25 protein-coding genes and 1 pseudogene are annotated in these 20918 nt (G+C 64.7%); 12 read left to right on the forward strand and 14 right to left on the reverse strand.

Annotated elements, in window-relative coordinates:
• Positions 1 to 3 precede the first annotated feature (3 nt).
• Positions 4 to 900 (reverse strand): 16S rRNA (cytidine(1402)-2'-O)-methyltransferase, encoded by an 897-nt coding sequence (gene rsmI / locus AC56QQ_RS02575; protein WP_497125442.1) that lies wholly within the window; start codon positions 898 to 900, stop codon positions 4 to 6.
• A gap of 148 nt (positions 901 to 1048) precedes the next feature.
• Here rsmI and AC56QQ_RS02580 point away from each other — a divergent pair, with 148 nt between their 5' ends.
• Positions 1049 to 1237, forward strand: coding sequence for a hypothetical protein (locus tag AC56QQ_RS02580; RefSeq protein ID WP_497125443.1), 189 nt, complete (start codon positions 1049 to 1051; stop codon positions 1235 to 1237).
• Between the two features lie 79 nt (positions 1238 to 1316).
• On the opposite strand, the pseudogene AC56QQ_RS02585 reads toward AC56QQ_RS02580, so the two are convergent.
• The 6 genes and pseudogenes from AC56QQ_RS02585 to rph all read right to left on the reverse strand — a co-directional run.
• A pseudogene (locus AC56QQ_RS02585) lies at positions 1317 to 1436 on the reverse strand (EamA family transporter); the annotation flags it as partial.
• A gap of 101 nt (positions 1437 to 1537) precedes the next feature.
• Positions 1538 to 1861 (reverse strand): low molecular weight protein tyrosine phosphatase family protein, encoded by a 324-nt coding sequence (locus AC56QQ_RS02590; RefSeq protein WP_497125444.1) that lies wholly within the window; start codon positions 1859 to 1861, stop codon positions 1538 to 1540.
• A gap of 81 nt (positions 1862 to 1942) precedes the next feature.
• Entirely contained in the window at positions 1943 to 3106 is a 1164-nt protein-coding gene (gene hemW / locus AC56QQ_RS02595; protein WP_497125445.1) for a radical SAM family heme chaperone HemW, read from the reverse strand.
• On the reverse strand, positions 3103 to 3765 hold the full coding sequence (rdgB, locus tag AC56QQ_RS02600; protein ID WP_489858678.1) for an RdgB/HAM1 family non-canonical purine NTP pyrophosphatase: 663 nt from the start codon (positions 3763 to 3765) through the stop codon (positions 3103 to 3105). The genes hemW and rdgB overlap by 4 nt, the downstream gene beginning before the upstream one ends.
• Positions 3765 to 4175, reverse strand: coding sequence for a VOC family protein (locus AC56QQ_RS02605; RefSeq protein WP_497125446.1), 411 nt, complete (start codon positions 4173 to 4175; stop codon positions 3765 to 3767). The genes rdgB and AC56QQ_RS02605 overlap by 1 nt, the downstream gene beginning before the upstream one ends.
• Before the next feature lie 196 nt (positions 4176 to 4371).
• Positions 4372 to 5088: a ribonuclease PH gene (rph, locus tag AC56QQ_RS02610; protein ID WP_127261207.1), complete on the reverse strand. Its 717-nt coding sequence runs from the start codon at positions 5086 to 5088 to the stop codon at positions 4372 to 4374.
• A 245-nt stretch (positions 5089 to 5333) separates the two neighbouring features.
• Here rph and hrcA point away from each other — a divergent pair, with 245 nt between their 5' ends.
• From hrcA to AC56QQ_RS02640, 6 genes are all read left to right on the forward strand, one after another.
• On the forward strand, positions 5334 to 6416 hold the full coding sequence (gene hrcA, locus AC56QQ_RS02615; protein WP_091575825.1) for a heat-inducible transcriptional repressor HrcA: 1083 nt from the start codon (positions 5334 to 5336) through the stop codon (positions 6414 to 6416).
• 24 nt (positions 6417 to 6440) lie between these two features.
• Positions 6441 to 6638 (forward strand): hypothetical protein, encoded by a 198-nt coding sequence (locus AC56QQ_RS02620; protein WP_091576205.1) that lies wholly within the window; start codon positions 6441 to 6443, stop codon positions 6636 to 6638.
• Positions 6639 to 6737: 99 nt separating this feature from the next.
• A complete protein-coding gene (locus AC56QQ_RS02625) occupies positions 6738 to 8087 on the forward strand; it encodes a PQQ-dependent sugar dehydrogenase (RefSeq protein WP_497125447.1) in 1350 nt (449 codons plus the stop codon).
• A gap of 129 nt (positions 8088 to 8216) precedes the next feature.
• The gene (locus AC56QQ_RS02630) at positions 8217 to 8834 is read left to right on the forward strand and encodes a LysE family translocator (protein ID WP_091575827.1); all 618 of its coding nucleotides are present in this window, start codon (positions 8217 to 8219) and stop codon (positions 8832 to 8834) included.
• A gap of 197 nt (positions 8835 to 9031) precedes the next feature.
• A complete protein-coding gene (gene cysK, locus AC56QQ_RS02635; protein WP_489858672.1) occupies positions 9032 to 10012 on the forward strand; it encodes a cysteine synthase A in 981 nt (326 codons plus the stop codon).
• A 181-nt stretch (positions 10013 to 10193) separates the two neighbouring features.
• On the forward strand, positions 10194 to 10820 hold the full coding sequence (locus AC56QQ_RS02640) for a glutathione S-transferase family protein (protein WP_497125448.1): 627 nt from the start codon (positions 10194 to 10196) through the stop codon (positions 10818 to 10820).
• Between the two features lie 14 nt (positions 10821 to 10834).
• Here the strand turns inward: AC56QQ_RS02640 and AC56QQ_RS02645 are convergent, their stop codons facing one another.
• From AC56QQ_RS02645 to AC56QQ_RS02670, 6 genes are all read right to left on the reverse strand, one after another.
• Entirely contained in the window at positions 10835 to 12082 is a 1248-nt protein-coding gene (locus tag AC56QQ_RS02645; protein ID WP_497125449.1) for an RNA polymerase sigma factor, read from the reverse strand.
• Positions 12079 to 12453 carry a YciI family protein gene (locus AC56QQ_RS02650; protein ID WP_497125450.1) on the reverse strand — a complete coding sequence of 125 codons (375 nt, stop codon included), beginning with the start codon at positions 12451 to 12453 and terminating at the stop codon, positions 12079 to 12081. The genes AC56QQ_RS02645 and AC56QQ_RS02650 overlap by 4 nt, the downstream gene beginning before the upstream one ends.
• Before the next feature lie 136 nt (positions 12454 to 12589).
• A complete protein-coding gene (locus AC56QQ_RS02655) occupies positions 12590 to 14308 on the reverse strand; it encodes a saccharopine dehydrogenase family protein (protein ID WP_497125451.1) in 1719 nt (572 codons plus the stop codon).
• Between the two features lie 24 nt (positions 14309 to 14332).
• Positions 14333 to 14806: a thiol-disulfide oxidoreductase DCC family protein gene (locus AC56QQ_RS02660; protein ID WP_497125452.1), complete on the reverse strand. Its 474-nt coding sequence runs from the start codon at positions 14804 to 14806 to the stop codon at positions 14333 to 14335.
• 179 nt (positions 14807 to 14985) lie between these two features.
• Entirely contained in the window at positions 14986 to 15126 is a 141-nt protein-coding gene (locus AC56QQ_RS02665) for a hypothetical protein (protein WP_013528645.1), read from the reverse strand.
• Positions 15123 to 15506 carry a hypothetical protein gene (locus AC56QQ_RS02670; RefSeq protein WP_497125453.1) on the reverse strand — a complete coding sequence of 128 codons (384 nt, stop codon included), beginning with the start codon at positions 15504 to 15506 and terminating at the stop codon, positions 15123 to 15125. Before AC56QQ_RS02670 ends, AC56QQ_RS02665 begins: the two co-directional genes overlap by 4 nt.
• Between AC56QQ_RS02670 and ku the strand changes: the two genes are divergently transcribed.
• Both ku and ligD read left to right on the forward strand, forming a co-directional pair.
• Positions 15505 to 16374: a non-homologous end joining protein Ku gene (ku, locus tag AC56QQ_RS02675; protein WP_497125454.1), complete on the forward strand. Its 870-nt coding sequence runs from the start codon at positions 15505 to 15507 to the stop codon at positions 16372 to 16374. The two genes, AC56QQ_RS02670 and ku, sit on opposite strands and share 2 nt — an antisense overlap.
• 10 nt (positions 16375 to 16384) lie before the next feature.
• Positions 16385 to 18895: a DNA ligase D gene (gene ligD / locus AC56QQ_RS02680; RefSeq protein WP_497125455.1), complete on the forward strand. Its 2511-nt coding sequence runs from the start codon at positions 16385 to 16387 to the stop codon at positions 18893 to 18895.
• Positions 18896 to 18998: 103 nt separating this feature from the next.
• On the opposite strand, the gene AC56QQ_RS02685 is transcribed toward ligD, so the two are convergent.
• Entirely contained in the window at positions 18999 to 19673 is a 675-nt protein-coding gene (locus tag AC56QQ_RS02685; RefSeq protein ID WP_497125456.1) for an ArsR/SmtB family transcription factor, read from the reverse strand.
• A gap of 68 nt (positions 19674 to 19741) precedes the next feature.
• On the opposite strand from AC56QQ_RS02685, the gene AC56QQ_RS02690 reads away from it, so the two are divergent.
• The 3 genes from AC56QQ_RS02690 to AC56QQ_RS02700 all read left to right on the forward strand — a co-directional run bounded on the left by AC56QQ_RS02690 (position 19742) and on the right by AC56QQ_RS02700 (position 20774).
• The gene (locus tag AC56QQ_RS02690) at positions 19742 to 19951 is read left to right on the forward strand and encodes a DUF1127 domain-containing protein (protein WP_497125457.1); all 210 of its coding nucleotides are present in this window, start codon (positions 19742 to 19744) and stop codon (positions 19949 to 19951) included.
• Positions 19952 to 20046: 95 nt separating this feature from the next.
• A complete protein-coding gene (locus tag AC56QQ_RS02695; RefSeq protein WP_497125458.1) occupies positions 20047 to 20433 on the forward strand; it encodes an NIPSNAP family protein in 387 nt (128 codons plus the stop codon).
• The gene (locus AC56QQ_RS02700; protein WP_497125459.1) at positions 20430 to 20774 is read left to right on the forward strand and encodes an antibiotic biosynthesis monooxygenase family protein; all 345 of its coding nucleotides are present in this window, start codon (positions 20430 to 20432) and stop codon (positions 20772 to 20774) included. The genes AC56QQ_RS02695 and AC56QQ_RS02700 overlap by 4 nt, the downstream gene beginning before the upstream one ends.
• Positions 20775 to 20918 lie beyond the last annotated feature (144 nt).

Consider the following 20918-nt stretch of genomic DNA (forward strand, 5'->3'; position numbering starts at 1 on the left):
GGATCATGGTCTGTCCTTGAGCTCCAGCAGCCGCCGATAGAGCGCCTGCTTCTGGCCGCCGGTCATCTTCGCGGCTTCGGCCGCTGCCTTGGAGGCCGGCATCTCGGCGGCGAGCGACAACAGCAGACGATCGATGTCGGCCGGCTCGTCGGCCCCGGCCTCGGCCGGACCGACGCAGACGACGATCTCACCCTTCGGCGTATCGGCCGCCGCGTAGTGGTCGGCGAGCACCTGCAGCGTGCCGGTGCGCATCTCCTCGAAGGTCTTGGTCAATTCCCTGCCGATTGCTGCTTTCCGCTCGCCGCCCAATGCCTTGACCATGGCAGAGAGGGACTCGGCCAGCCGGCGCGGCGATTCGAAGAAGATCAGCGTCGCCGGCACGGCCTTCAGGGCTTCCAGCCGCGTCAGCCGCTGGCCTGTCTTCACCGGCAGGAAGCCGGCGAACAGGAAGGCGTCGGAGGGCAGGCCGGACGCGGTGAGCGCGGCGAGGGGCGCCGACGGGCCCGGGATCGGCACGACGCGAATGCCATGCTCGAGCGCCTCGCCGACCAGCCGGTAGCCTGGATCGGACACGAGCGGCGTGCCGGCGTCCGAGATCAGCGCCACGCTCTGTCCGGCTTGCAGTGCCGCGATCAGTTTCGGCCCGGCCTCGCCGGCATTGTGCTCGTGATAGGCCGTGGTGCGGCGGCGAATGCCATAGCGGTCGAGCAGCACGCGCGACACCCTCGTGTCCTCGCAAGCGACGATGTCGGCGGCGGCCAGCGTCTCCAGCGCGCGCAGCGTGATGTCGGCCAGATTGCCGATCGGCGTCGCCACCAGATACAGCGCCGGTTCGAGCGGACGGGCCGCGATCTCGGTCTGCCCGACCACATAGCTGCGCTTGCCCGTTTCGCCGGTCACTGATGCCTTCTCCGTTCGGCCCTGTTTGGCACGGCTCACGCCCGGTTGCAAAAGCGTCGAGCGAAGTGAAATTCCCGCCATTCCTTTGCCACAGTAAGGAACGAAACCGGGTTTGGCAGATTTAGCCCCTGATTCCGAGGAGGACAGGATGGACAGCCTGAAGATACAGGACGCTTTCACGCCCTACTATGCCGGCCGCAAGCGCTTTGCCGCACCCAAGGACAGGCGTCGGCCTGCCAGGACCGAAAGCAGCCTGACCAACGAGCTGGCCGCAAGCGCCCTGCCAGCGGACATCAGGCCTTCCGACACCGAACCCGACAGCACGACGGAGCACTGACCGGACGATGCCCAATCGCTTCGATATTTTCATCACCCGTCTTGAAACAAAAAGCGCTCGCGAGGGCGTTCCATCGCATCCGATAGGCGACCAGCATCGCGCCCGCCGCGACAAGGTCGATGCCAAGCCGGTTCGCGCCGGAGAGCCACTCGCCGAGAAAGACCGCGCCAAACACCGCCACAAGCACGACGCCTGACTTCCGCCAGGCCTCCGCGCCTCCGCGATTGGATTCTGCTCCCGCCGCCGGCGCAGGTCGCGGCATGGATCCTCGGGTCCGAGGATGACGACGGCGCGAATTATTCAGCCGAGATATCGCGGCACTTTGGCCTCGAGAAGCCGCACCAAGTCCGGGTCCATGAATTCATAGTCGTCTGGTATATCGAGGCAGATGACCTTGGCTTTCTTCAGACTGGCCTTGAATTTCTTCTGCAATTTGGCACGGTGTGCCTTTTCCATGACGAAGATGATGTCGGCCCACACCACCAGCTCATGCGTCAGTGGCGTGTCGGCATCGTGGTTGGTTCCCGCCGACGCGACCTCGATGTCCCTGCGACTGGAAAACACCTGCTCGGCGGTCGGGCTGCGCAAGCGGTTCTGGCTGCAGACGAAGAGGACGTTCTTCAAGGCTTTTTATTCAAGCATGATCTCTGGACAAACGGTAACCGTTTGTCTGAGAAAACCGGCTTCCACTTTTCGGGATCATGCTTACCGCGCCAGATCGGCCACCACGGCGTCGAGCACGATCATGCCGGCCGGGGTTGCGCGGAGCCGAGCATTGCCGATCGGCGCCACCAGCCCCTCGCCCTGCAGCATCGACAGCCGCGCGCTCGACAGGCCGCGGCCGGAAAATGCTTCGTAGCGGGAGAGGTCGATGCCTTCCGCCAGCCGCAGGCCCATCAGCAGGAACTCATCGGCCTCTTCGGAGCGGGTCAGGATCTCGCCGCCGGTGACGCCATGGCCCTTGGCCTCGACCAGGTTGGCCCAGGTTTCCGGCATCCGCTCGGCGATCGTTACCGTACGGCGGCCGTTCTCGACAAAGCGGCCATGCGCGCCGGGGCCGACGCCGACATATTCGCCATAGCGCCAGTAGGTCAGATTGTGCCGGCTTTCGGCGCCCGGCCTGGCGTGGTTGGAAATCTCATAGGCCGGCAGGCCGTGCGCCGTGGTGATCTCCTGCGTCAGCGCATAGAGGTCGGCGGCATGGTCATTGTCGGGAATGACGAATTTCTTCGCCGCATGCAGTGCATGGAAGGGCGTGCCCTCCTCGATGGTCAGCTGGTAGAGCGACAGATGATCGGCGGCATGGCCGATCGCCTGTTCGAGTTCCGATGCCCAAGCCTCCGGCGTCTGGCCAGGCCGCGCGTAGATCAGGTCGAAGGACAGCCTCGGGAATATGTCCCGCGCGAGCCCGATGGCATGCAGGGCTTCCTCGACATTGTGCAGCCGGCCGAGGAAACGCAGATCCTTGTCATTCAGCGCCTGCACGCCGAGCGAGACGCGGTTGACGCCCGCCGCCCGGTAGCCGCGAAAGCGCTCGGCCTCGACCGAGGACGGATTGGCCTCCAGCGTCACCTCGATGCCATCCGGAACGGTCCAGTTCTTCGCCACTGCGTCGAGGACCCTGGCCACCGTTTCCGGCTTCATCAGCGACGGCGTGCCACCGCCTAGAAAAATGCTGGTCACCTCGCGCGGACCGGTGCGCTGGCGCATCGTCGCCAACTCGGCCTCGAAGGCGGCGGCAAAGCGCTCCTGGTCGACCGGCTGGTGGCGGACGTGGCTGTTGAAGTCGCAATAGGGGCATTTGGCCGCGCAGAACGGCCAATGGATGTAGACGCCAAAGCCGGGCGTCCGGTCGAGCAGCATGCTCATGTCGAGCCCAATCTGGCCAGATTCAATCGTGCTTCGGCAAACTTCTGGAAGGCGCGGGCACGGTGCGACAGCGCCGTGGCCTGGCCAGGCTTCCAGCCGTGCTTTTCCTCGGCGCTCATCTCGCCAAAGGTCTTGTCGAAGCCATTCGGCAGGAACACCGGGTCGTAGCCGAAGCCGAGCTCGCCGCGCGGCGGCCAGACCAGCGTGCCTTCGGCCTCGCCGCGATAATATTCGGCGTCACCGTCGGGAAACGCCAGGCAGATGACGGCGACAAAGCGCCCCTTGCGCTGCTCGGCCAAGGCAGCGCCGACTTCCTGCAGCGCCACTTCGGTGCGCTGCATGGCCATGCCGAAATCGCGCGACCCGTCCGGGGTTTCGGCCCAGTTGGCGGTGTAGACGCCGGGCGCGCCGTCGAGCGCGTCGACGCACAGGCCGGAATCATCCGACAGCGCCGGCAGGCCGGTGGCCTTCGCGGCGGCCAGCGCCTTGATGTAGGCGTTTTCCTCGAAGGTGGTGCCGGTTTCGTCAGGCTCCGGCAGGCCATACTCCTTGGCCGATTTCGCTTCGAAGCCGAACGGCGCCATCAAGTCGGCGAATTCGCGCAGCTTGCCGGCATTGTGGCTGGCGACGACGATCTTCTTTCCATCGAGAGAATGCATCAAAGGCCCCAGATTCTTGGCTCGGCGAACTCGATCGAATTGCCCGAGGGGTCGCGTATATAGATCGAACGTCCGCCTTGCGGCCACTCGAATTCGCTTTCGATGGCGATCTTCTTGCCCTCGAGATGCGCTTTCCAGCCGGCGATTTCGTCGGCGGTCGCCGCAAAGCAGAGATGGCCCTCGCCGACCGCGCCGTGCGGCGGCACCGGCAGCCGGGCGTCGGGCGCCGGCGGCACCCTGGTCGCCTCGGCATTGAAGACCAGCAGCACGCCGGGGCCGCAGCGGAAGAAGATGTGCCTGCCCTCGACCTTGCCGAGGAGGTTGAGGCCAAGCACGCCGGTGTAGAACTTCTCAGCGGCGTCAAGGTCGGTGACGTAGAGAGCCGATTCCAGAATTGCAGAGGGAGTCATGAGGCACCCCCTCTGCCCTGCCGGCCATCTCCCCCGCAAGGAGGGAGATTGGAAGCTTCGGCGTCGCCGCGCTTTCTGCTGCCTTGAAAATTGGCGAAGGCCATCGGCACAGCCGATCTCCCCCCTTGCGGGGGAGATGGCCGGCAGGCCAGAGGGGGGTGGGAAGGATCGCCAACCTCATCAATACAACCGGAGCTTACGCCACCGCCATCTGCTGGAGGCTGACCAGGCGCTGGATGCCTTTCTTGGCCAATCCCATCAATTCCGCGAACTGTTCCTCGGAGAACGGCTCGCCCTCGGCGGTGCCCTGGATCTCCACGATGCCGCCCTTGCCGGTCATGACGAAGTTGGCGTCGGTTCCGGCCGCGGAATCCTCGATATAGTCGAGGTCGATGACCGGCTGGCCGTCATGGATGCCGCAGGAAATAGCCGCGACATGGTCCTTCAGCACCTTGGCGACGCTGGCCATCTGCCGCGCCTCCATCCAGCGCAGGCAGTCGTACAGCGCCACCCAGCCGCCGGTGATCGAGGCGGTGCGGGTGCCGCCATCGGCCTGGATGACGTCACAGTCGACGGTGATCTGCTGTTCGCCCAGCGCCTGCAGGTCGACCACGGCGCGCAAGGAGCGCCCGATCAGCCGCTGGATTTCCAGCGTGCGACCACCCTGCTTGCCCGCGGAAGCCTCGCGGCGCATGCGCTCGCCGGTCGAGCGCGGCAGCATGCCATATTCCGCCGTCACCCAGCCCTTGCCGGAATTGCGCATCCAGCCCGGCACCTTTTCCTCGAGGCTTGCCGTGCACAGGACATGGGTGTCGCCGAACTTCACCAGGCACGAACCTTCGGCGTGCTTGGAGACGCCGCGCTCGAAGGAGATGGCGCGCATTTCGTCGAATTGGCGTTTGGAAGGGCGCATTCAGGCTGCTTTCTTGTCATTTTTCGGAATCTTGGCCGGCTTGTAGCCGCATGGGACGCATGGCGCAAAGGAAAATGGCCTGAAGACCCCACACGGACACCGGGTGATCTCACACAGACACCGGGTGATCTGAGACGCAGACACCGGGTGATCCGAGGCGCAGACACCGGGTGATCTGACGCAGACACCGGGTTGCGCGGGCCGTGGTGAAGTCTATATCCTTGGTACAGAGGTTTTTGCCCGCAATGACCAAGGCCGTCGATCCCAGTTCGCAGTCGCCCGCGCTTCAATCGCTAGACATGCGCTCGCGCGATATCTTCCGGCGCATCGTCGATTCCTATCTCAGGGACGGAGAACCGGTGGGATCACGCAGCCTGTCGCGCATCCTGCCGTCCTCGCTGTCGCCCGCCACCATCCGCAATGTGATGAGCGACCTCGAGCATCTCGGCCTGATCTACGCCCCGCACATCTCCGCCGGCCGGCTGCCGACCCAGGCGGGTTTGCGTTTCTTCGTCGACGCCTTCATGGAACTTGGCGACCTCTCCGACGAGGAGCGCCGCACCATCGAGGCGCAGGTGAGGGCGTCCGGCTCTGGCGCGACGCTGGAACACATGCTGACCGAGGCCAGTCAGATGCTGTCGGGCATGTCGCGCGGCGCCGGCCTGGTGCTTGCCGCCAAGAACGAGGTGGCGCTGAAGCACATCGAATTCATCCAGCTCGAGCCGACCAAGGCGCTGGCGGTGCTGGTGTCGCAGAATGGCGACGTCGAAAACCGCGTCGTCGACCTGCCCGCCGGCATCACCGTCTCGCAACTGCATGAGGCGTCGAATTTCCTCAACGCCCATATCCGTGGCCGAACGCTGGCCGAGGCGCGGGTGGAGATCGCCCGGATCAAGGAAGAGACCAGGGCGGCGCTCGACACGCTGTCGCAGGACCTGGTCGAAAAGGGGCTGGCGGTGTGGGCTGGCGCCGACAGCGGCCTGCCGGCGCGCCTCATCGTGCGCGGCCGCGCCAACCTGCTCGAAAACGTCACCGCCCAGGCCGACATCGAACTGCTGCGGCACCTGTTCGAGGACATGGAAACGCAGGATGGGCTGATCCAGCTGCTTGACCTTGCCGAGGAGGGGTCGGGCGTGCGCATCTTCATCGGCTCGGAAAACAAGCTGTTTTCGCTGTCGGGCTCGTCGCTGGTCGTCGCGCCCTATCGCGACAAGGATGCGCGCGTCGTTGGCGCGCTTGGCGTCATCGGTCCGACTCGGCTGAATTATGCCCGCATCGTGCCGATGGTTGACTATACCGCACAGCTGATTTCCCGCATGCTCCGTTGAGCCGGGCTAACCGAGGAGACGATGATGGCGCTCGAAGAACTCAAGGCCCGGATCAGCCTGCTGCTGGAGGAGATGGTCAACCAGCCGGAAGACCAGCACGAAATCCAGGAACAGTTGCGCGAAAAACTGCGGGAAATGCGGGCCATGGGCCTGCCGCTGCCGGCCGATCTCGTCGCGCTGGAAAAACGTCTCGACGACGATTTTTACGCCGCCGGGAGCTGAGCCCGAAATCGGATCCTCACGTCCTTCAACTCATCGTGCGAGACGGAACCCAAGAGCAAACCGGCCGTTACTCTCCTTCGTGACCAGGTGGAGGACGGAATGATCCGATTGGCCCGGCTGGTGCTTCCCGCACTGTTCCTCACCACCGCGGCATTCGCCCAGCAGGCGGATCAGCCGGTGCTGAAGGGCGCGGCCGCCTTCGGCGACTGGCGTGCCGACAGGCCGGGGGTGCGCCGCCTGATCAAGCCGGAAGACCTGCCGAAGCCCTACGTCACCAAATCCGCTTCGAACAGCGCCGGCCTCGCCGAAAGGCCGGCAGGTTCCAAGCCGCGACTGCCGCCGGGCTTTTCGGCCGAGCTGGTCGCGTCGGGCATCGACAATCCGCGCGTCGTGCGCGTCGCGCCGAACGGCGACCTGTTCGTCGCCGACAGCGAGGCCAACCAGATTCGCGTCTATCGCCTGGGCGAGGGCAGCGCCAGGCCCGCCAAGGACGGCATCTTCGCCGGCAACCTCAACCAGCCCTATGGCATTGCCTTCTACCCACCGGGCAACGACCCGCAATGGGTGTATGTCGCCAACAGCGACAGCATCGTGCGCTTTGCCTACCGCAAGGGTGACCTGAAGGCCGCCGGCGACCCGGAAACCATCGTCGACAACATCCCTGCCAATCATCACTGGACCCGCGACATCGTTTTCTCGCCCGACGGCAAGACGCTCTATCTGTCGGTCGGCTCGGGATCGAATGTCGGCGAGGACATGGGCAAGGCGCCGCAGGGTGGGCTCGCGGCGTGGGCGGCGTCAAAGCCGCTAGGTGCAGCCTGGGGTTCCGAGGATGGCCGTGCCGATGTGCTGGCCTTCGATCCGGACGGCAAGAATGGCCGCATCGTCGCCACCGGCCTGCGCAACTGTTCGGGCATGACGGTCCAGCCGGCGACCGGCGCGCTGTGGTGCGTGGTCAACGAGCGCGATGCGCTGGGCGACAATGTGCCGTCCGAATACGCAACCGTCATCAAGCAGGGCGCCTTCTATGGCTGGCCCTGGTATTATATCGGCAACAACGAGGATCCGCGCCACAAGGGCGAACGCCCCGATCTTGCCGGCAAGGCGACCGTTCCCGATGTGCTGATGCAGGCGCATTCGGCGCCGCTCAACATCGCCTTCTACGACGGGAAGAATTTTCCCAAGGATTACCAGGGCGACGCTTTTGTCGCCCTGCACGGTTCGTGGAACCGCGGCAACAGGACCGGATACAAGGTCGTCCGATTGCTGTTCAGGGACGGCAAGCCGACCGGCGAATACGAGGATTTCATCACCGGCTTCGTCATCTCCAACGGCGAGGTATGGGGACGGCCGGTCGGCGTGGCGATGGCGAGCGACGGCGCGCTGATCGTCAGTGAAGATGGCAACGGCACCATCTGGCGCGTCACCTATGACGGCGCTCGTTCCTGATCCTGCTTGGCGGAGGGAGAGGGGCCTGCGCGTGTCGCAGCGATATCTGGTGCAATGGATTCCACCCCCCAGGGAATTCAACCCTGGTCCGTTCCATGCGACAAGGCATTCTGATCCGAGACCAATGCCATGACCCTCACCGGATTCCTCGCCTACAGCGCCGCTCTCGGCATCGCCGCCGCCATTCCCGGCCCCGGCATCACCGCGCTCGTCGCGCGTGCGCTCGGGTCGGGTTTCCGCTCGTCGCTGGCAATGTCCTTCGGCCTGATGCTAGGCGACCTCACCTATCTGACCGCCGTGGTGCTTGGCCTCGCCTTTGTCGCGCAGACCTTCGGCATGGTCTTCCTCGCCATCAAATGGCTGGGTGTCGCTTATCTCGCCTTCCTTGGCTGGCGCTTCTGGAACAGCGGCATCACGCCCGAGACGGTCGAGGCGAGGAAAGGCAAGGGCGGGCTGTTGTCGAGCTTTGTCGCCGGTCTCACCGTCACGCTCGGCAATCCGAAGACGATGATCTTCTATCTCGCCATCACGCCGACCATCGTCGACCTGAAGACCATCACGCTGGCCGACTATGGCATTCTCGTCGCGCTGACGATCGTCGTGCTTCTGGTGGTGCTGGTGCCGTATCTGGCGTTGGCTGCCAAGGCGCGCTGGTTCCTCAAGTCGCCGCGCGCACTCAAGGCGCTGAACCGCACCGCCGCCGGCTTCATGGTCGGCGCCGCAGCGGCGATCGCCGCCCGTCAGTAGGGCTCTTTCGGCCAAAATATTCCCGGGACGGGCTTTTCCGGGAAATGCTTTTCCGGGACCGGGGCGTTTTAGACACGGGTCCCACTCGGATATTTTCAGTCGACAGTCTATCTTGCGCGACCGAAGGCTCTATCTTGCCGGCTGCAGTGCCATTGCCCGAAAATCCTCACTTGCCTGAAGTTCTGGGAGCGAAACCAATGAACAAGCCCGTCACCTCCGCCCGCGTGCCCGGTCGCGGCCGCGTCTACAGTTCCATCACCGACACGATCGGCGACACGCCGCTGGTGCGGCTCGACAAGTTCGCCAAGGAAAAGGGCATCGTCGCCAATCTCATCGCCAAGCTCGAATTCTTCAATCCGATCGCCTCGGTGAAGGACCGCATCGGCGTGGCGATGATCGAGGCGCTGGAGGCCGCCGGCAAGATTTCTCCCGGCAAGACCACGCTGGTCGAACCGACGTCCGGCAACACCGGCATCGCGCTCGCCTTCGCCGCCGCCGCCAAGGGCTACAAGCTGATCCTGACCATGCCCGAGACAATGTCGGTCGAGCGCCGCAAGATGCTGGCGCTACTCGGCGCGGAGCTGGTGCTGACCGAAGGACCGAAGGGCATGAAGGGCGCCATCGCAAAGGCCGATGAACTGGCGGCGACGATCCCCAACGCGATCATCCCGCAGCAGTTCGAGAACCCGGCCAATCCGGAAATCCATCGCAAGACGACGGCCGAGGAGATCTGGAACGACACCCATGGCGAGGTCGATATCTTCGTCGCCGGCATCGGCACCGGCGGCACCATCACCGGCGTCGGCCAGGTGCTGAAGAAGCGCAAGCCCTCGGTGCATGTCGTCGCCGTCGAGCCGGAAGCATCGCCGGTGCTGTCGGGCGGCCAGCCCGGCCCGCACAAGATCCAGGGCATCGGCGCCGGCTTTGCGCCAAAGATCCTCGACACCACGATCTATGACGAGATCGTCAAGGTCTCGAACGAAGATTCCGTCGCCAATGCGCGCCTCGTCGCCCGCCTCGAAGGCGTGCCGGTCGGCATCTCGTCGGGCGCGGCCCTGCAGGCGGCAATCGTCGTCGGCTCAAGGCCGGAGAACAAGGGCAAGAACCTGGTCGTGGTCATTCCCGACTTCGCCGAACGCTATCTGTCGACGATTTTGTTCGAGGGGCTGGGGGCTTAGTTTCTGGACGTGCCCAGGATAGATTCGCCGCGATCCTTCGTGCCCCCTCCGGCATCAAAGGTTCCGCTCTGACGCTGGCCCGCTGAAAATCCGCCCGTGGCGGCCGCCACCGCCTTGAGCACAACCTCGCTTCCGGTTCATATCGCCCCGGCCTGTTTTGAGCGGGCCGGGGGAGGAATTCATGTACAAGCTCTACACCCGTCCGGGCAGCGGCGGCTTCGTCGTCGAGGCGGCACTGGCGCTGGCGAACGCGCCATTCGAGCAGATCGACGTTCCCAAGACGGACCGGCCCGATCCGGCCTTCCTCGCCATCAGTCCCTTGAACCAGGTGCCGGTGCTGACCTTGCCGGATGGGCGCTCGATCACCGAATCGGCGGCGATCTGCGTCCTGCTTTCCGAACGCCATCCCGACGCCAGACTGGCGCCGGCGATCGACGCGCCCACCCGCGCCGACTTCCTGCGCTGGATGGCCTTCATGTCGTCGGTTCTCTATCCGGCGGTGCTGCGCTTCTACTACGCGAACCGCTATACGTCCGATGCCGACGGCACGAAGGCGGTCAAGCAGGCGGCCATCGCCGAGATGGACCGCGGCTTTGCCGTTCTTGATACAGCTCTCGAAGGCCATGACTGGCTGGTCGGCGACCTGATGTCGCTGGCCGACATCTATCTGGTCATGCTGGTGGCCTGGCATCCCGACGTCGACAAAGCGCGTACGGCCTGGCCGAACATCGAACGGCTGTGGGCCAGGCTGCGCGACCATCCGCTGATGAAGAAGCTCAACACGGCGCACGAGATGTGGCCGATCTGAACTGGCGGCGAAGCTTAATTTCGGAGCGCGGCCCGTTTTCCCTGCAGGAAGCGGCGCACCGCCGGATCGCGTTCGAGGCCGATCGCCCGCTCATAGGCTTCGGTCGCCAACTGTACCTGACCCAACCTGGCCAGCAGACCCGCCCGGGCTGCCCAATAAGGCTGATAGTCGTCAAGCCGCTTGTCGTCGCCCAGCACGTAGAGGGCCGCCAGTCCCGCCGCGGCGCCCTCGGCTTCGGCTATCGCCACCGCGCGGTTGATCGCCACCACCGGCGATCCGGCGACCGAAAGCAGCGCGTCGTAAAGCTCGCGGATCGCAACCCAGTCGGTGCGCCCCGTACGCCGGCGTGTCGCATGGGCGGATTGCACGGCTGCCTCGAGTTGGTAGCGGCCGACGAGGCCCTTGGTGGCGGCGTAACAGAGCAAAGCTTCCGCCTCGTCGACCAAGGCGTGATCCCAGAGTGCGCAATCCTGTTCGGCGAGCGGCACATAATCTCCGGCCGCATCGCGCCGCGCGGCGCGGCGCGCTTCCGCAAACAGCATCAGCGACAGCAGGCCGAGCGCCTCCGGCTCATCAGGCAGCAGCGAAGCCACCAGCCGGCCGAGCCAGATGCCTTCGGTGGCGAGATTGCGCCGCCGCGTCTCGGTGCCAGCCGGGTCGGACCAGCCTTCGGCGAAGGTCGCGTAGATGGCTTCCAGCACCGCGTCCAGCCGCTCGCCGAGTTCGGCCCGCTCCGGCACGCGGAACGGAATCCCGGTTTCGCGGATGCGGGTCTTGGCGCGCACCAGGCGCTGCCCCATCGTTGCCGGTGAGACCATGAAGGCGGAAGCGATCGCCGCCGCGTCGAAGCCCAGCACGGTCTGCAGGATCAGCGGCGACCGCACGCTCGATTCGATCGCCGGATGGGCGCAGGCGAACATAAGCCGCAGCCGTTCGTCGGGCAGATCTTCATCGGTCATGCGCGCCTCCACCTCCTCTGCGATCAGCTTGAGATGATCACGGCCGGCCTCGCTGGTCAGCCGCCGCCGCACCGCATCGACGCGGCGCCGCCGCGCCACCGCCAGCAGCCAGGCTTCCGGCTTGTCAGGCACGCCGGTTCGCGGCCAGCGTTCGAGCGCGGCGGCAAAGGCATCGGCAAGCGCGTCCTCGGCGGCCGCCACGTCGCGGGACCGTGCGGAGAGATAGGCGATCAGCTTGCCGTAGCTTTGCCGGGCGGCCGCCTCCGCGACCGCCCGCGCGGTATCTGATCCGGTGGCGGTCACGCAGTATACTTTGTCATGTATTCCTCCATCGGCCAGATCGGCCGCACTTCCATGGTGCCGGCGCTGGCACCAGGACAGCGCGACGCCCATGAAATCGCCGCGTCCATGTCCGGCACTTCGATCATGTAGTAGCCGCCAAGCTGTTCCTTGGTATCGGCGTAAGGGCCGTCAAGCACGTTGGTCTTGCCGCCGGCCACCCGCACGGAGGTTGCCACCGACGTCGGCCTCAACCGCTCGCCGCCAACGAACACGCCAGCTTTCTTCATCGCCTCGGTATAGGCGCCGTAAGCGGCGCTCATCTGGACGGCCGCCTCCTTGGGTGCCGCTGCCATGGCGGCTTCGTTGGAATAGATAAGAAGCAGATACTGCATGGTCATCTCCCGTGGTTACAGGGCCGCATCGTTGCAGGCCGAACGTATGTCGCGCGGCCATGTCCGATTTCGACAGGCTGAGGAAAAACTTTCGCGCCTGGTCGGCCATTGTGCAAGGAGACGCTGGCCGACGGCGCTACCCAGCGCCCGAACCAAGCGACACTGCATCTCTGGAACCATGCGAGTCCACGGGCACGAGCCAGCCGCGATAGCGCACGATCAGCCCGGTGAGCGGATGTGAAATCTCGACATGAAAACGGAAGCGGCCATCCTCGACCGTTTCGTAGGATGTCGAGCGCGGGCAGAGCCACATCGGCAGCGGCAGGCCCAACAGGCTCCAGTGGCGCAGGACAAGCGACAGCTTTCCCTCCTCGGCCACCAGCGCCATGGCAAAGCTCAGTGGTCCGAAGCGTTCGCAAAGCAGGCGATGCGAACGGCCCCGACCTGCGAACTGGCGGCTGGAAAAACTATGCTTGCCGAAAGTCCGCGTCCATGTCTCGCCATTCCTGTCCACGTCGAAGCGGGCACGGACCGGGATATCGGCGCTCGTCTTGGGGAAGCCGACCAGCGATGCCGTTAGCCGGCCAAGGATGTTTGATCCGCGCTCGACGCTGGCGCGACCTTCAGCCATTTTCGTGCAGTCGTGCATGCCCCGGATTTCCTCGGGCAGACGCTGCCAGGCATCGCCGAGCAGGACGGCATAGAGCTGTCTATCCGGACTAGCGTCCGTGTCGTCGCGAAAGCCGGTATGGATCGTCTTGACTGCACACAGGGCTTCGTAGTCGGCAAGCTCGAGTTCTCTCACTGCAGCACGTGCGCCGGGTGTAGGTGCATGGCCGTCCAGCGTCTTTCGAACCAGCGCCTCGACCGCCATCGACGGGATCAGTGGCCCGTCATCGCCTTCCGCCAGCAGATGCCACGAGCGCTTGACCGGCGCACCGGCCTGGCTGGCACCGGTGATTTCAACGAACATGCCGCCGCGATGTTCGCCCCAGCGCAGCCGGTTGGTCGCCCAGTACATCAGTGGAGCGAGCGGCGACAGCGAGCCGACCAGCCCGATCCGCACCAGCCAGGCAAGGCCGATCAGCGCGCGATGAAGGACTTCGGGAACCGGTCCAGCGCCCATCCAGATGGTTTTTGCCTGCGGCCAGAGTTTCCCCAGCGCGCGCAGGTCCGGCACGTCGACGAGCGAGAACAGCGTGTCGTTGAGCGGCACCCGGCCCGGCGGCGCAATGGTGTAGCGCATCTGTTCGGTGAGCGGGTGGCCTTGCATCTTGATGCCGTCGTGCACCAGCGCGACCGGCTGGCCGGCATAGCCTGCGATCGCCCGGATGACGTTTTCACCGACGCCTGCATAGGGCGACGGGGCGATGCCGCCTCTGATCATGTCGACCCGCGTCATGTCCGACGACAGCCGGCGCACCACCGCCGCCGTCAGCACCGGAAAGCTGGAAACGCCCGAGAGCACGAACAGCCCGGCTTGCCTTGCGGCCTCATCGAAAGCCGGCACGCCGGCGACGAAATCCGAGCCGTCGGCGAGATCGAAATAGTTGACGCGCTTGGCGATGCAGGCCTCGATCAGTCGATAGCGACCCTCGCCATAGGCCTGGAACGGGCCGCTGGCGTCGACCAGCGCGTCGGGGCGCAGCGACGCCAATTGCGCGGCGAGGTCGCCATCCCTGTCGAACACCGCCGGCACCAGCTGCGCGGCGACACCGCCACGGCTCCCGCACCAGGCCTCCGCCTTGGCCAGCGAGCGGCCTGCAACAATCACTGTCAGGCGCGGCTCATTCTCCAGCAGTTGGACGATGCGGCCGCCAAAGGTTCCGTAACCGCCGACAATGAGAAGTTTCATCCGCTGCTCCTCCCAGAGCCAATCTTAGCCAAGAAACCGCTCCCGCATCTCGGCGGAAGGGACCTCGCAACGGTCCTTCCGGCCGAACAGGGCGTAACGGTTCTTGGCAATGCGATTGTAGAGCCAGTCGCGAAGCGGGCGCGGCAGCAGCAACAGCACCCTGGCCGTCCGCCAGGGCCAGCCGAGTTCCAACATGACGGCAACGAAGCTGTCGAGCCCTGTGAAGGCGACGCCTTCGATCAGGACGAGATTGGTTTCGTAACTGTCCGTCCGCAGCCCGTGCTTGCTGAACAGCGCCTGGCCGAATGGCGACTGCGCGGTGGCGAAGCGGAAGCGGCTTTGGCGGTCGAGCCGGACCACCGTGCGGACGAAGCCGGAGCACAGCACGCAGACGCCATCGAAGACGATCAGCGGATGGCGTGTATCGGAGAATTCAGCGGGACGGCTTGAATTAGGCCGATTTGACTGGGGCCAATCTGAGTTGGGAAGGTCGCTCACGCGGGCCTCGGCTGCTCGTGTCTGAAGACACTAAGCCAGCCAGGGGCGGCATCAAAGACGTGGCGATGTCGCACGCCGTCTGTCGGCGAGAGCGGGACGCTCGGCGCGATAGGTCGTGGCGCGGGATTCGGCCGCTGGCCTGCAGATCCGGCTGTCGTGACGGGTCTCGAAGGTCATGATCAGTGCGCGCCCAGCGAATTGCCGCGACGGGCGCAGGCCGGGCCTGGGCCGCGCATGTAATAACGCTCGGGCCGATAGGTCGGCGCGACGAATTCGCGGATGGCGGCGGCATAGCCGATGAGGTGTGCGAGGAAGTTCATTTACCCTGTCCCTGTCCCGATTTTCGGATGTCCCTTCCGATTTGCGAGAACGATAGCATCGAGGCGTGAATAGTCGGTGAACGTGATGTTAATTTCTGGTCAAAAAGGCCTTGCTTCGTGGCCGGAATGCGGCTGATTCGGGGTGTTTCCGCGCCTTTTGTCGCCATTCCGCCCAGTGTGACTTTTGCATCACATATGTTTCGTTTGAATGTCGCCTGCGCGCGGTTCTGTTTCAATTTTTGCCGCCACCACGAAATGTCCGTGCTTGCCTGCCCGAATCCGGCGCGACCTCTCCGCATGCGGATCATCACGCGGTGGCGGAACTGGAGCGAGGTCTGTCCGTTCTCACCTTCATCTGGATCCAGAAGGGAAAATGTCATGGCGCCGCGTCCGGCCTGGAAGGGCTATCTCAAGCTGTCGCTGGTCACCTGTGCGGTCGAATTGACCAACGTCGTCACCCATACCGAGAAGGTCTCGTTCCGGGTGCTGAACCGCAAGACCGGCAATACGGTGAAACGCATCTACGTCGATTCGCAGACCGGCAAGCCGCTCGGCGACGGCGACGAGATCAAGGGCTATGAGGTCAGCGACGGCGATTTCGTCCATATCGACGAAGACGAGATCGAAGCGGTGCAGATCGAGTCCTCGCACACGATGAGCCTCGACGGCTTCGTCGACAAATCCTCGATCCAGCAGATCTATCTCGACACGCCCTATTATGTCGCGCCGGCCGACGAGGTGTCGGCGGAGGCGTTCGCTGTCATCCGCGATGCGATGGCTGGCAAGAAGATGGCCGGGCTGGCGCGCATCGTGCTCTACCAGCGCGAACGCCCGGTGGTCATCGAACCGTTGGGCAAGGGCATGGTGCTGACGACGCTGCGCTACGACAACACGGTGCGCCAGCCAGACACCGTGTTCGGCGATATCAAGGCGGTCAAGACGGACCAGGAGATGACCGATCTGGCCGAGCTGATCATCGACAAGAAGAAGGCGACGTTCGATCCGTCGAAATTCGACGACAAATACGAGGACGCCCTGCTCGAACTGATCCGCGCCAAGAAGGCCGGCAAGACGGCACCCAAGGCCAAAGCCGCGCCCAAGCCTTCCAATGTCGTCAATCTGTTCGACGCGCTGAAGAAGAGCCTGTCGTCGGACGCAGGCTCGACCAAGGCTTCGTCGGCGAAAGCCAAACCGGCGGCCAAACGCGCCAAGCCGAAAGCCGGCGCGGCCAAGCGCAAATCGGCCTGAGGAGACAGAGATGGCCAGCCTCGAACAGTACCAATCCAAGCGCGATTTCAAGAAGACGTCCGAGCCGGCTGGCAAGGTGCCGCTCGGCAAGGGGGGCAGTGCGGGCGGCATCTTCGTCATCCACAAGCACGCGGCGACGAGGCTGCATTACGACCTTCGCCTCGAGCATGACGGCGTGCTGTGGAGCTGGGCGGTGACGCGCGGCCCGAGCCTGGACCCGCATGAGAAGCGGCTGGCGGTGCATGTCGAGGACCATCCGCTCGACTACGCGCCGTTCGAGGGCACCATTCCCAAGGGCGAATATGGCGGCGGCTCGGTCATCGTCTGGGACGAAGGCACCTGGACCCCCGAGATCGATCCGGCCAAGGCGATGAAGAAGGGCCATATCAGCTTCGAGCTGCACGGCCACAAGCTGCACGGCCTCTGGCATCTGGTCAGATTGAAGCCGCGCGCGGGCGAGAAGCGCGACAACTGGCTCTTGATCAAGTCCGACGATGCCGCCGCGCGTCCCGGCGAGGACATCCTCAAGGAAGCGCCGGAATCGGTAAAGTCCGGCCTGACAATCGAGGAGGTCGGCGAGGGCAAGACCGCGAAAGGCCAGAAGCCTGACGTCTGGCATTCCAACAAGCCGGCCGCCGAGAAAGCGAAGCCCGGCAAGCGCCTCGACTTCATCGAGCCGCAGCTGGCCACGCTGGAGCGGGAAGCGCCGCCGGGCAAGGACTGGCTGCACGAGGTGAAGTTCGACGGCTATCGCATGCAGGCGCAGATCGCCGGCACCGACGTGCGATTGCTCACCCGCACGGGCCTCGACTGGACGGAAAAGTTCGGCAGCGAGATCGTCGCGGAGCTGTCCGCGCTGAAATGCAGCGACGCCATCATCGACGGGGAGATCGTCGTGCTGGCCGACAGCGGCGTCTCTTCCTTCGCGCTGCTGCAAGCCGACCTGTCGGCGAAGCGGACAGATCGCTTCACTTACTATGTCTTCGACCTGATGCGGCTCGACGGGCAAGACCTGCGCGGCGAGCCGCTGGTCGAGCGCAAGCAGGCCTTGCAGGAACTGCTCGGCAAGCAGCCCGAGAATGCGGCAATCCGCTTCAGCGACCATTTTTCCGAACCTGGCAAGATCATGCTTGAGCATGCCTGCCGCATGGGGCTGGAAGGTGTCGTCTCCAAGCGCGCCGACGCGCCCTATCGCAGCGGGCGTAGCCCCTCATGGGTGAAGTCGAAGTGTACCGCACGACAGGAATTCGTCATCGGCGGCTATTTGCCGTCGGAAAAGACGGGGCGCGGGCTGCGCTCGCTGCTGGTCGGCTATTATGAGGGCGGCAAGCTGCACTATGCCGGGCGCGTCGGCACCGGCTTCTCCGCCAAGGGCGCCACCGACCTGAAGACAAGACTCGACGCGCTGAAGGCAAAATCGTCGCCTTTCGACAAGGCCGTGCCGAAGGGCAAGGGCCTGGTCTGGGTCAAGCCGGAGCTGGTCGGCGAAGTGGAGTTCCGCAGCTGGACCTCCGACCGTATAATACGCCATGCCTCGTTCCAGGGATTGCGCGAGGACAAGCCGGCGGAGGAAGTCGTGCAGGAACAGCCGAAGGCATCGACAGGCAAGAGCCCGGCGAAGGCGAAGGCGGCATCAAGCGACGCCGCCAAACCCACCGGAACGATGACGACCACGGTAAAACTTTCCCATCCCGACAAGCTGCTGTGGCCCGAGGAAAAGATATCGAAGCAAGGCCTGCTCGACCACTACGCGCGGGTCTGGCCGCGCATGGAACAGTTCATCGTCAACCGGCCGCTCAGCCTGGTGCGGGCGCCGGACGGAGTCGGCGGACCGCGCTTCTTCCAGAAGCATGCATCCGCCGGCATGAGTGACAAGATCGCGCGGATGAAAGATCCGACGGACGGCGAGGAGATCCTGTTCGTCAGGGATTTCGACGGCGTTGCCGCATTGGTTCAATACGGCGTGGTCGAGATCCACATCTGGGGCTGTACCGTTGACGAACTGGAAAAGCCCGACCAGATCATCTTCGATCTCGACCCCGACGAAGGCGTCGAGGTCAAGGCGGTGCGCGAGGCGGCACTCGATATCAGGGGCAAGCTCGACGAGCTGTCGCTGCCGAATTTCGTCAAGACATCAGGCGGCAAGGGTTACCATGTCCTGGTACCGCTCAAACCATCGGCGGATTGGGGCGCGGTGAAAACCTTCGCCCACGATTTCGCCAAGGCACTCGAACAGGCTTCCCCCGATCGCTATACCGCAACACTGTCGAAGAAGGCGCGCACCGGAAAAATCTTCGTCGACTATCTGCGCAATGGTCGGGGCTCGACGACGGTCGCGCCCTATTCGTCACGCGCCAAGAAGGGCGCCACCGTGTCGATGCCGGTGACCTGGCCCGAGATCGAGGCCGGGCTGGCGCCAAATGCTTTCCCGATCGGCGACAAGACGACACTGAAGCAGCTGGCGCAAGCCGATCCGTGGGCGGATTTCTTCAAGCAGGGCAAGGCGCTGAAGCGGGGGTAGTCGCCCCGTCCGCAGCGTAACGATCCTTCGCGCCCCCCAACGGCCTGCCTGGCATAGGGGGCGCTGTCCCGCGGGCATCGCGAAATCAGCACCGCCAAAACCATCACGCCAGAAACACCCTCTCGAAAGCCTGCTTGCCCGGCGGCGAGAAAATGACGGCGCGGCTGTCCTTCTCGCGGCGCGCCCATTTCTCGGCGAGGATCTTGTCGAGGATGGCGGCGCCCAGCGTGCCGGCGAGGTGCGAGCGGCGGACGCTCCAGTCGAGGCAGGCGCGGCAGACCGGCCGTCGCGGCTTGGCATCGACATCGATGCCGATGGCGGCGAAATGCGATGCCGCCGACGGCCCGAGCCTGATCTCCTGGTCGTCACGCAGGATAATCTCCTTTTCGACAAGACGGTCGAGCATCGCCACGGCCTGCTCGCCAGCGAGGTGATCGTAGCAGACGCGCGCCACGCGCATGGCCGCGTCGCGCGGGCCCGGCCGCACACGCTGCGGCCCGACAGACGCGGCGACGCCGGTGATGGCCTCGATCATTCCGGCCACCTGCGGGCCGGCGAGGCCGTAGTAGCGGTGCCGGCCTTGGCTCGCCAGCGTCAGCAATCCGCCCTCCATCAGCTTCGACAGGTGCGAGCTGGCGGTCGGCAGCGATACGCCGGCCTCGAGTGCCAGTTCGCTCGCCGTCAGCGCCGTGCCGCCCATCAGGGCGCTCAGCATGTTGGCCCGCGCCGGATCACCGACCAGGCTGGCTATACGGGCAATGTCGGGCCCTTCACGCATAGTTCGTTCCTCGTCGAAGCATTCTTGTCAGATAATCACTATTCTCCGATCAGATCAAGGAGACGACGATGACAACCGCTTCCACCTCCGGACCGTTCGAGAGCCGCCAATCGTTCCCGTTCGTCACCTGGTTCCGCTCGGGCACGCTGGCCCGGTGGTATGACCGCTATCTGCAGCTGATCGACCTTGCCGAGATCGACGATCACCTGTTGCGCGACCTTGGCCTGACGCCGGAAGACGTGCGCCGAGAATGCGCGAAGTCCTTCTGGCGACCATGACCCGCAAGGAAATTGCCTAGCAGATCGGGCGGCACAACGTTTCGACACCGCTCGAACCATCGACGCAAGAACACATCCCCCTCAAGGAGACGACAATGGCCATCACCTGCTTCATCCGCTACGAAATCGACCCGTTCGGCAAGGCGGCCTTCGAGGAGTATGCCCGCAACTGGGGCCAGGCCATTCCGCGTTGCGGCGCCGATTTGATCGGCTACTTCGCGCCGCATGAGGGCTCGGCTACGACAGCCTATGCCGCCTACAACATCGAGAGCCTGGCCGCCTACGAAGCCTATCGCGCCCGGCTTGCCGCCGATCCCGCCGGCAAGGCAAACTACGAGTTCGCCCGCCGCGAAAAATTCATCCTCAAGGAGGATCGCATGTTCCTGAAACTGGCTTCCGGCCCACACGCGCCAAGGCTTGATCCTGAAAAGTTGCAGCCTTTTCAGACCGAGATCATGCCAGGGGAAAAGGTGAAAGCATGATCGCCGTCATCTTCGAGGTCGAACCGGCGGCGGGCCGGCGCGATGCGTATCTGAGCATCGCCGCCGAGCTGCGCCCGCTGCTCGACGGCATCGACGGGTTTGTCTCCATCGAGCGCTTCCAGAGCCTGGTCGACCCGAACCGCATCCTGTCCCTGTCGTTCTGGCGCGACGAGGACGCGGTCAAGGCCTGGCGCAACACCGAGGAACACAGGCAGGCGCAGAAGGCAGGACGTGGCGGTATCTTTGCCGGCTACCGTTTGCGCATCGCGCATGTGGTGCGCGACTACGGGCTGACCGAAAGGACCGAGGCGCCGCAGGACAGTCGGGCGGTGAATGGGTGAGGCCTACGGGTTGATGTGGGTGCCGCCCTCATCCGCCTGCCGGCACCTTCTCCCCGTATAGTGACGGGGAGAAGGGACAAGCTCCCGCGCCGGCGACCCCCCCTCTCCCCGTTCTTCACGGGGTGAGGGTAAGGGTGAGGGGCA

The organism is Mesorhizobium sp. RCAM 05099, from assembly GCF_059683685.1.

What these genes read in the sequence shown, in the direction of transcription:
- AC56QQ_RS02605 (WP_497125446.1), bottom strand. Translation starts at nt 4,175, where the DNA reads ATGACTCCCTCTGCAATTCTGGAATCGGCTCTCTACGTCACCGACCTT.
- AC56QQ_RS02620 (WP_091576205.1), top strand. Translation starts at nt 6,441, where the DNA reads ATGGCGCTCGAAGAACTCAAGGCCCGGATCAGCCTGCTGCTGGAGGAG.
- hemW (WP_497125445.1), bottom strand. Translation starts at nt 3,106, where the DNA reads ATGAGCATGCTGCTCGACCGGACGCCCGGCTTTGGCGTCTACATCCAT.
- AC56QQ_RS02630 (WP_091575827.1), top strand. Translation starts at nt 8,217, where the DNA reads ATGACCCTCACCGGATTCCTCGCCTACAGCGCCGCTCTCGGCATCGCC.
- AC56QQ_RS02695 (WP_497125458.1), top strand. Translation starts at nt 20,047, where the DNA reads ATGGCCATCACCTGCTTCATCCGCTACGAAATCGACCCGTTCGGCAAG.
- ku (WP_497125454.1), top strand. Translation starts at nt 15,505, where the DNA reads ATGGCGCCGCGTCCGGCCTGGAAGGGCTATCTCAAGCTGTCGCTGGTC.
- AC56QQ_RS02700 (WP_497125459.1), top strand. Translation starts at nt 20,430, where the DNA reads ATGATCGCCGTCATCTTCGAGGTCGAACCGGCGGCGGGCCGGCGCGAT.
- AC56QQ_RS02665 (WP_013528645.1), bottom strand. Translation starts at nt 15,126, where the DNA reads ATGAACTTCCTCGCACACCTCATCGGCTATGCCGCCGCCATCCGCGAA.
- AC56QQ_RS02580 (WP_497125443.1), top strand. Translation starts at nt 1,049, where the DNA reads ATGGACAGCCTGAAGATACAGGACGCTTTCACGCCCTACTATGCCGGC.
- AC56QQ_RS02640 (WP_497125448.1), top strand. Translation starts at nt 10,194, where the DNA reads ATGTACAAGCTCTACACCCGTCCGGGCAGCGGCGGCTTCGTCGTCGAG.
- rdgB (WP_489858678.1), bottom strand. Translation starts at nt 3,765, where the DNA reads ATGCATTCTCTCGATGGAAAGAAGATCGTCGTCGCCAGCCACAATGCC.
- cysK (WP_489858672.1), top strand. Translation starts at nt 9,032, where the DNA reads ATGAACAAGCCCGTCACCTCCGCCCGCGTGCCCGGTCGCGGCCGCGTC.
- hrcA (WP_091575825.1), top strand. Translation starts at nt 5,334, where the DNA reads ATGACCAAGGCCGTCGATCCCAGTTCGCAGTCGCCCGCGCTTCAATCG.
- ligD (WP_497125455.1), top strand. Translation starts at nt 16,385, where the DNA reads ATGGCCAGCCTCGAACAGTACCAATCCAAGCGCGATTTCAAGAAGACG.
- AC56QQ_RS02625 (WP_497125447.1), top strand. Translation starts at nt 6,738, where the DNA reads ATGATCCGATTGGCCCGGCTGGTGCTTCCCGCACTGTTCCTCACCACC.
- AC56QQ_RS02690 (WP_497125457.1), top strand. Translation starts at nt 19,742, where the DNA reads ATGACAACCGCTTCCACCTCCGGACCGTTCGAGAGCCGCCAATCGTTC.
- AC56QQ_RS02650 (WP_497125450.1), bottom strand. Translation starts at nt 12,453, where the DNA reads ATGCAGTATCTGCTTCTTATCTATTCCAACGAAGCCGCCATGGCAGCG.
- AC56QQ_RS02685 (WP_497125456.1), bottom strand. Translation starts at nt 19,673, where the DNA reads ATGCGTGAAGGGCCCGACATTGCCCGTATAGCCAGCCTGGTCGGTGAT.
- rph (WP_127261207.1), bottom strand. Translation starts at nt 5,088, where the DNA reads ATGCGCCCTTCCAAACGCCAATTCGACGAAATGCGCGCCATCTCCTTC.
- AC56QQ_RS02655 (WP_497125451.1), bottom strand. Translation starts at nt 14,308, where the DNA reads ATGAAACTTCTCATTGTCGGCGGTTACGGAACCTTTGGCGGCCGCATC.
- AC56QQ_RS02670 (WP_497125453.1), bottom strand. Translation starts at nt 15,506, where the DNA reads ATGACATTTTCCCTTCTGGATCCAGATGAAGGTGAGAACGGACAGACC.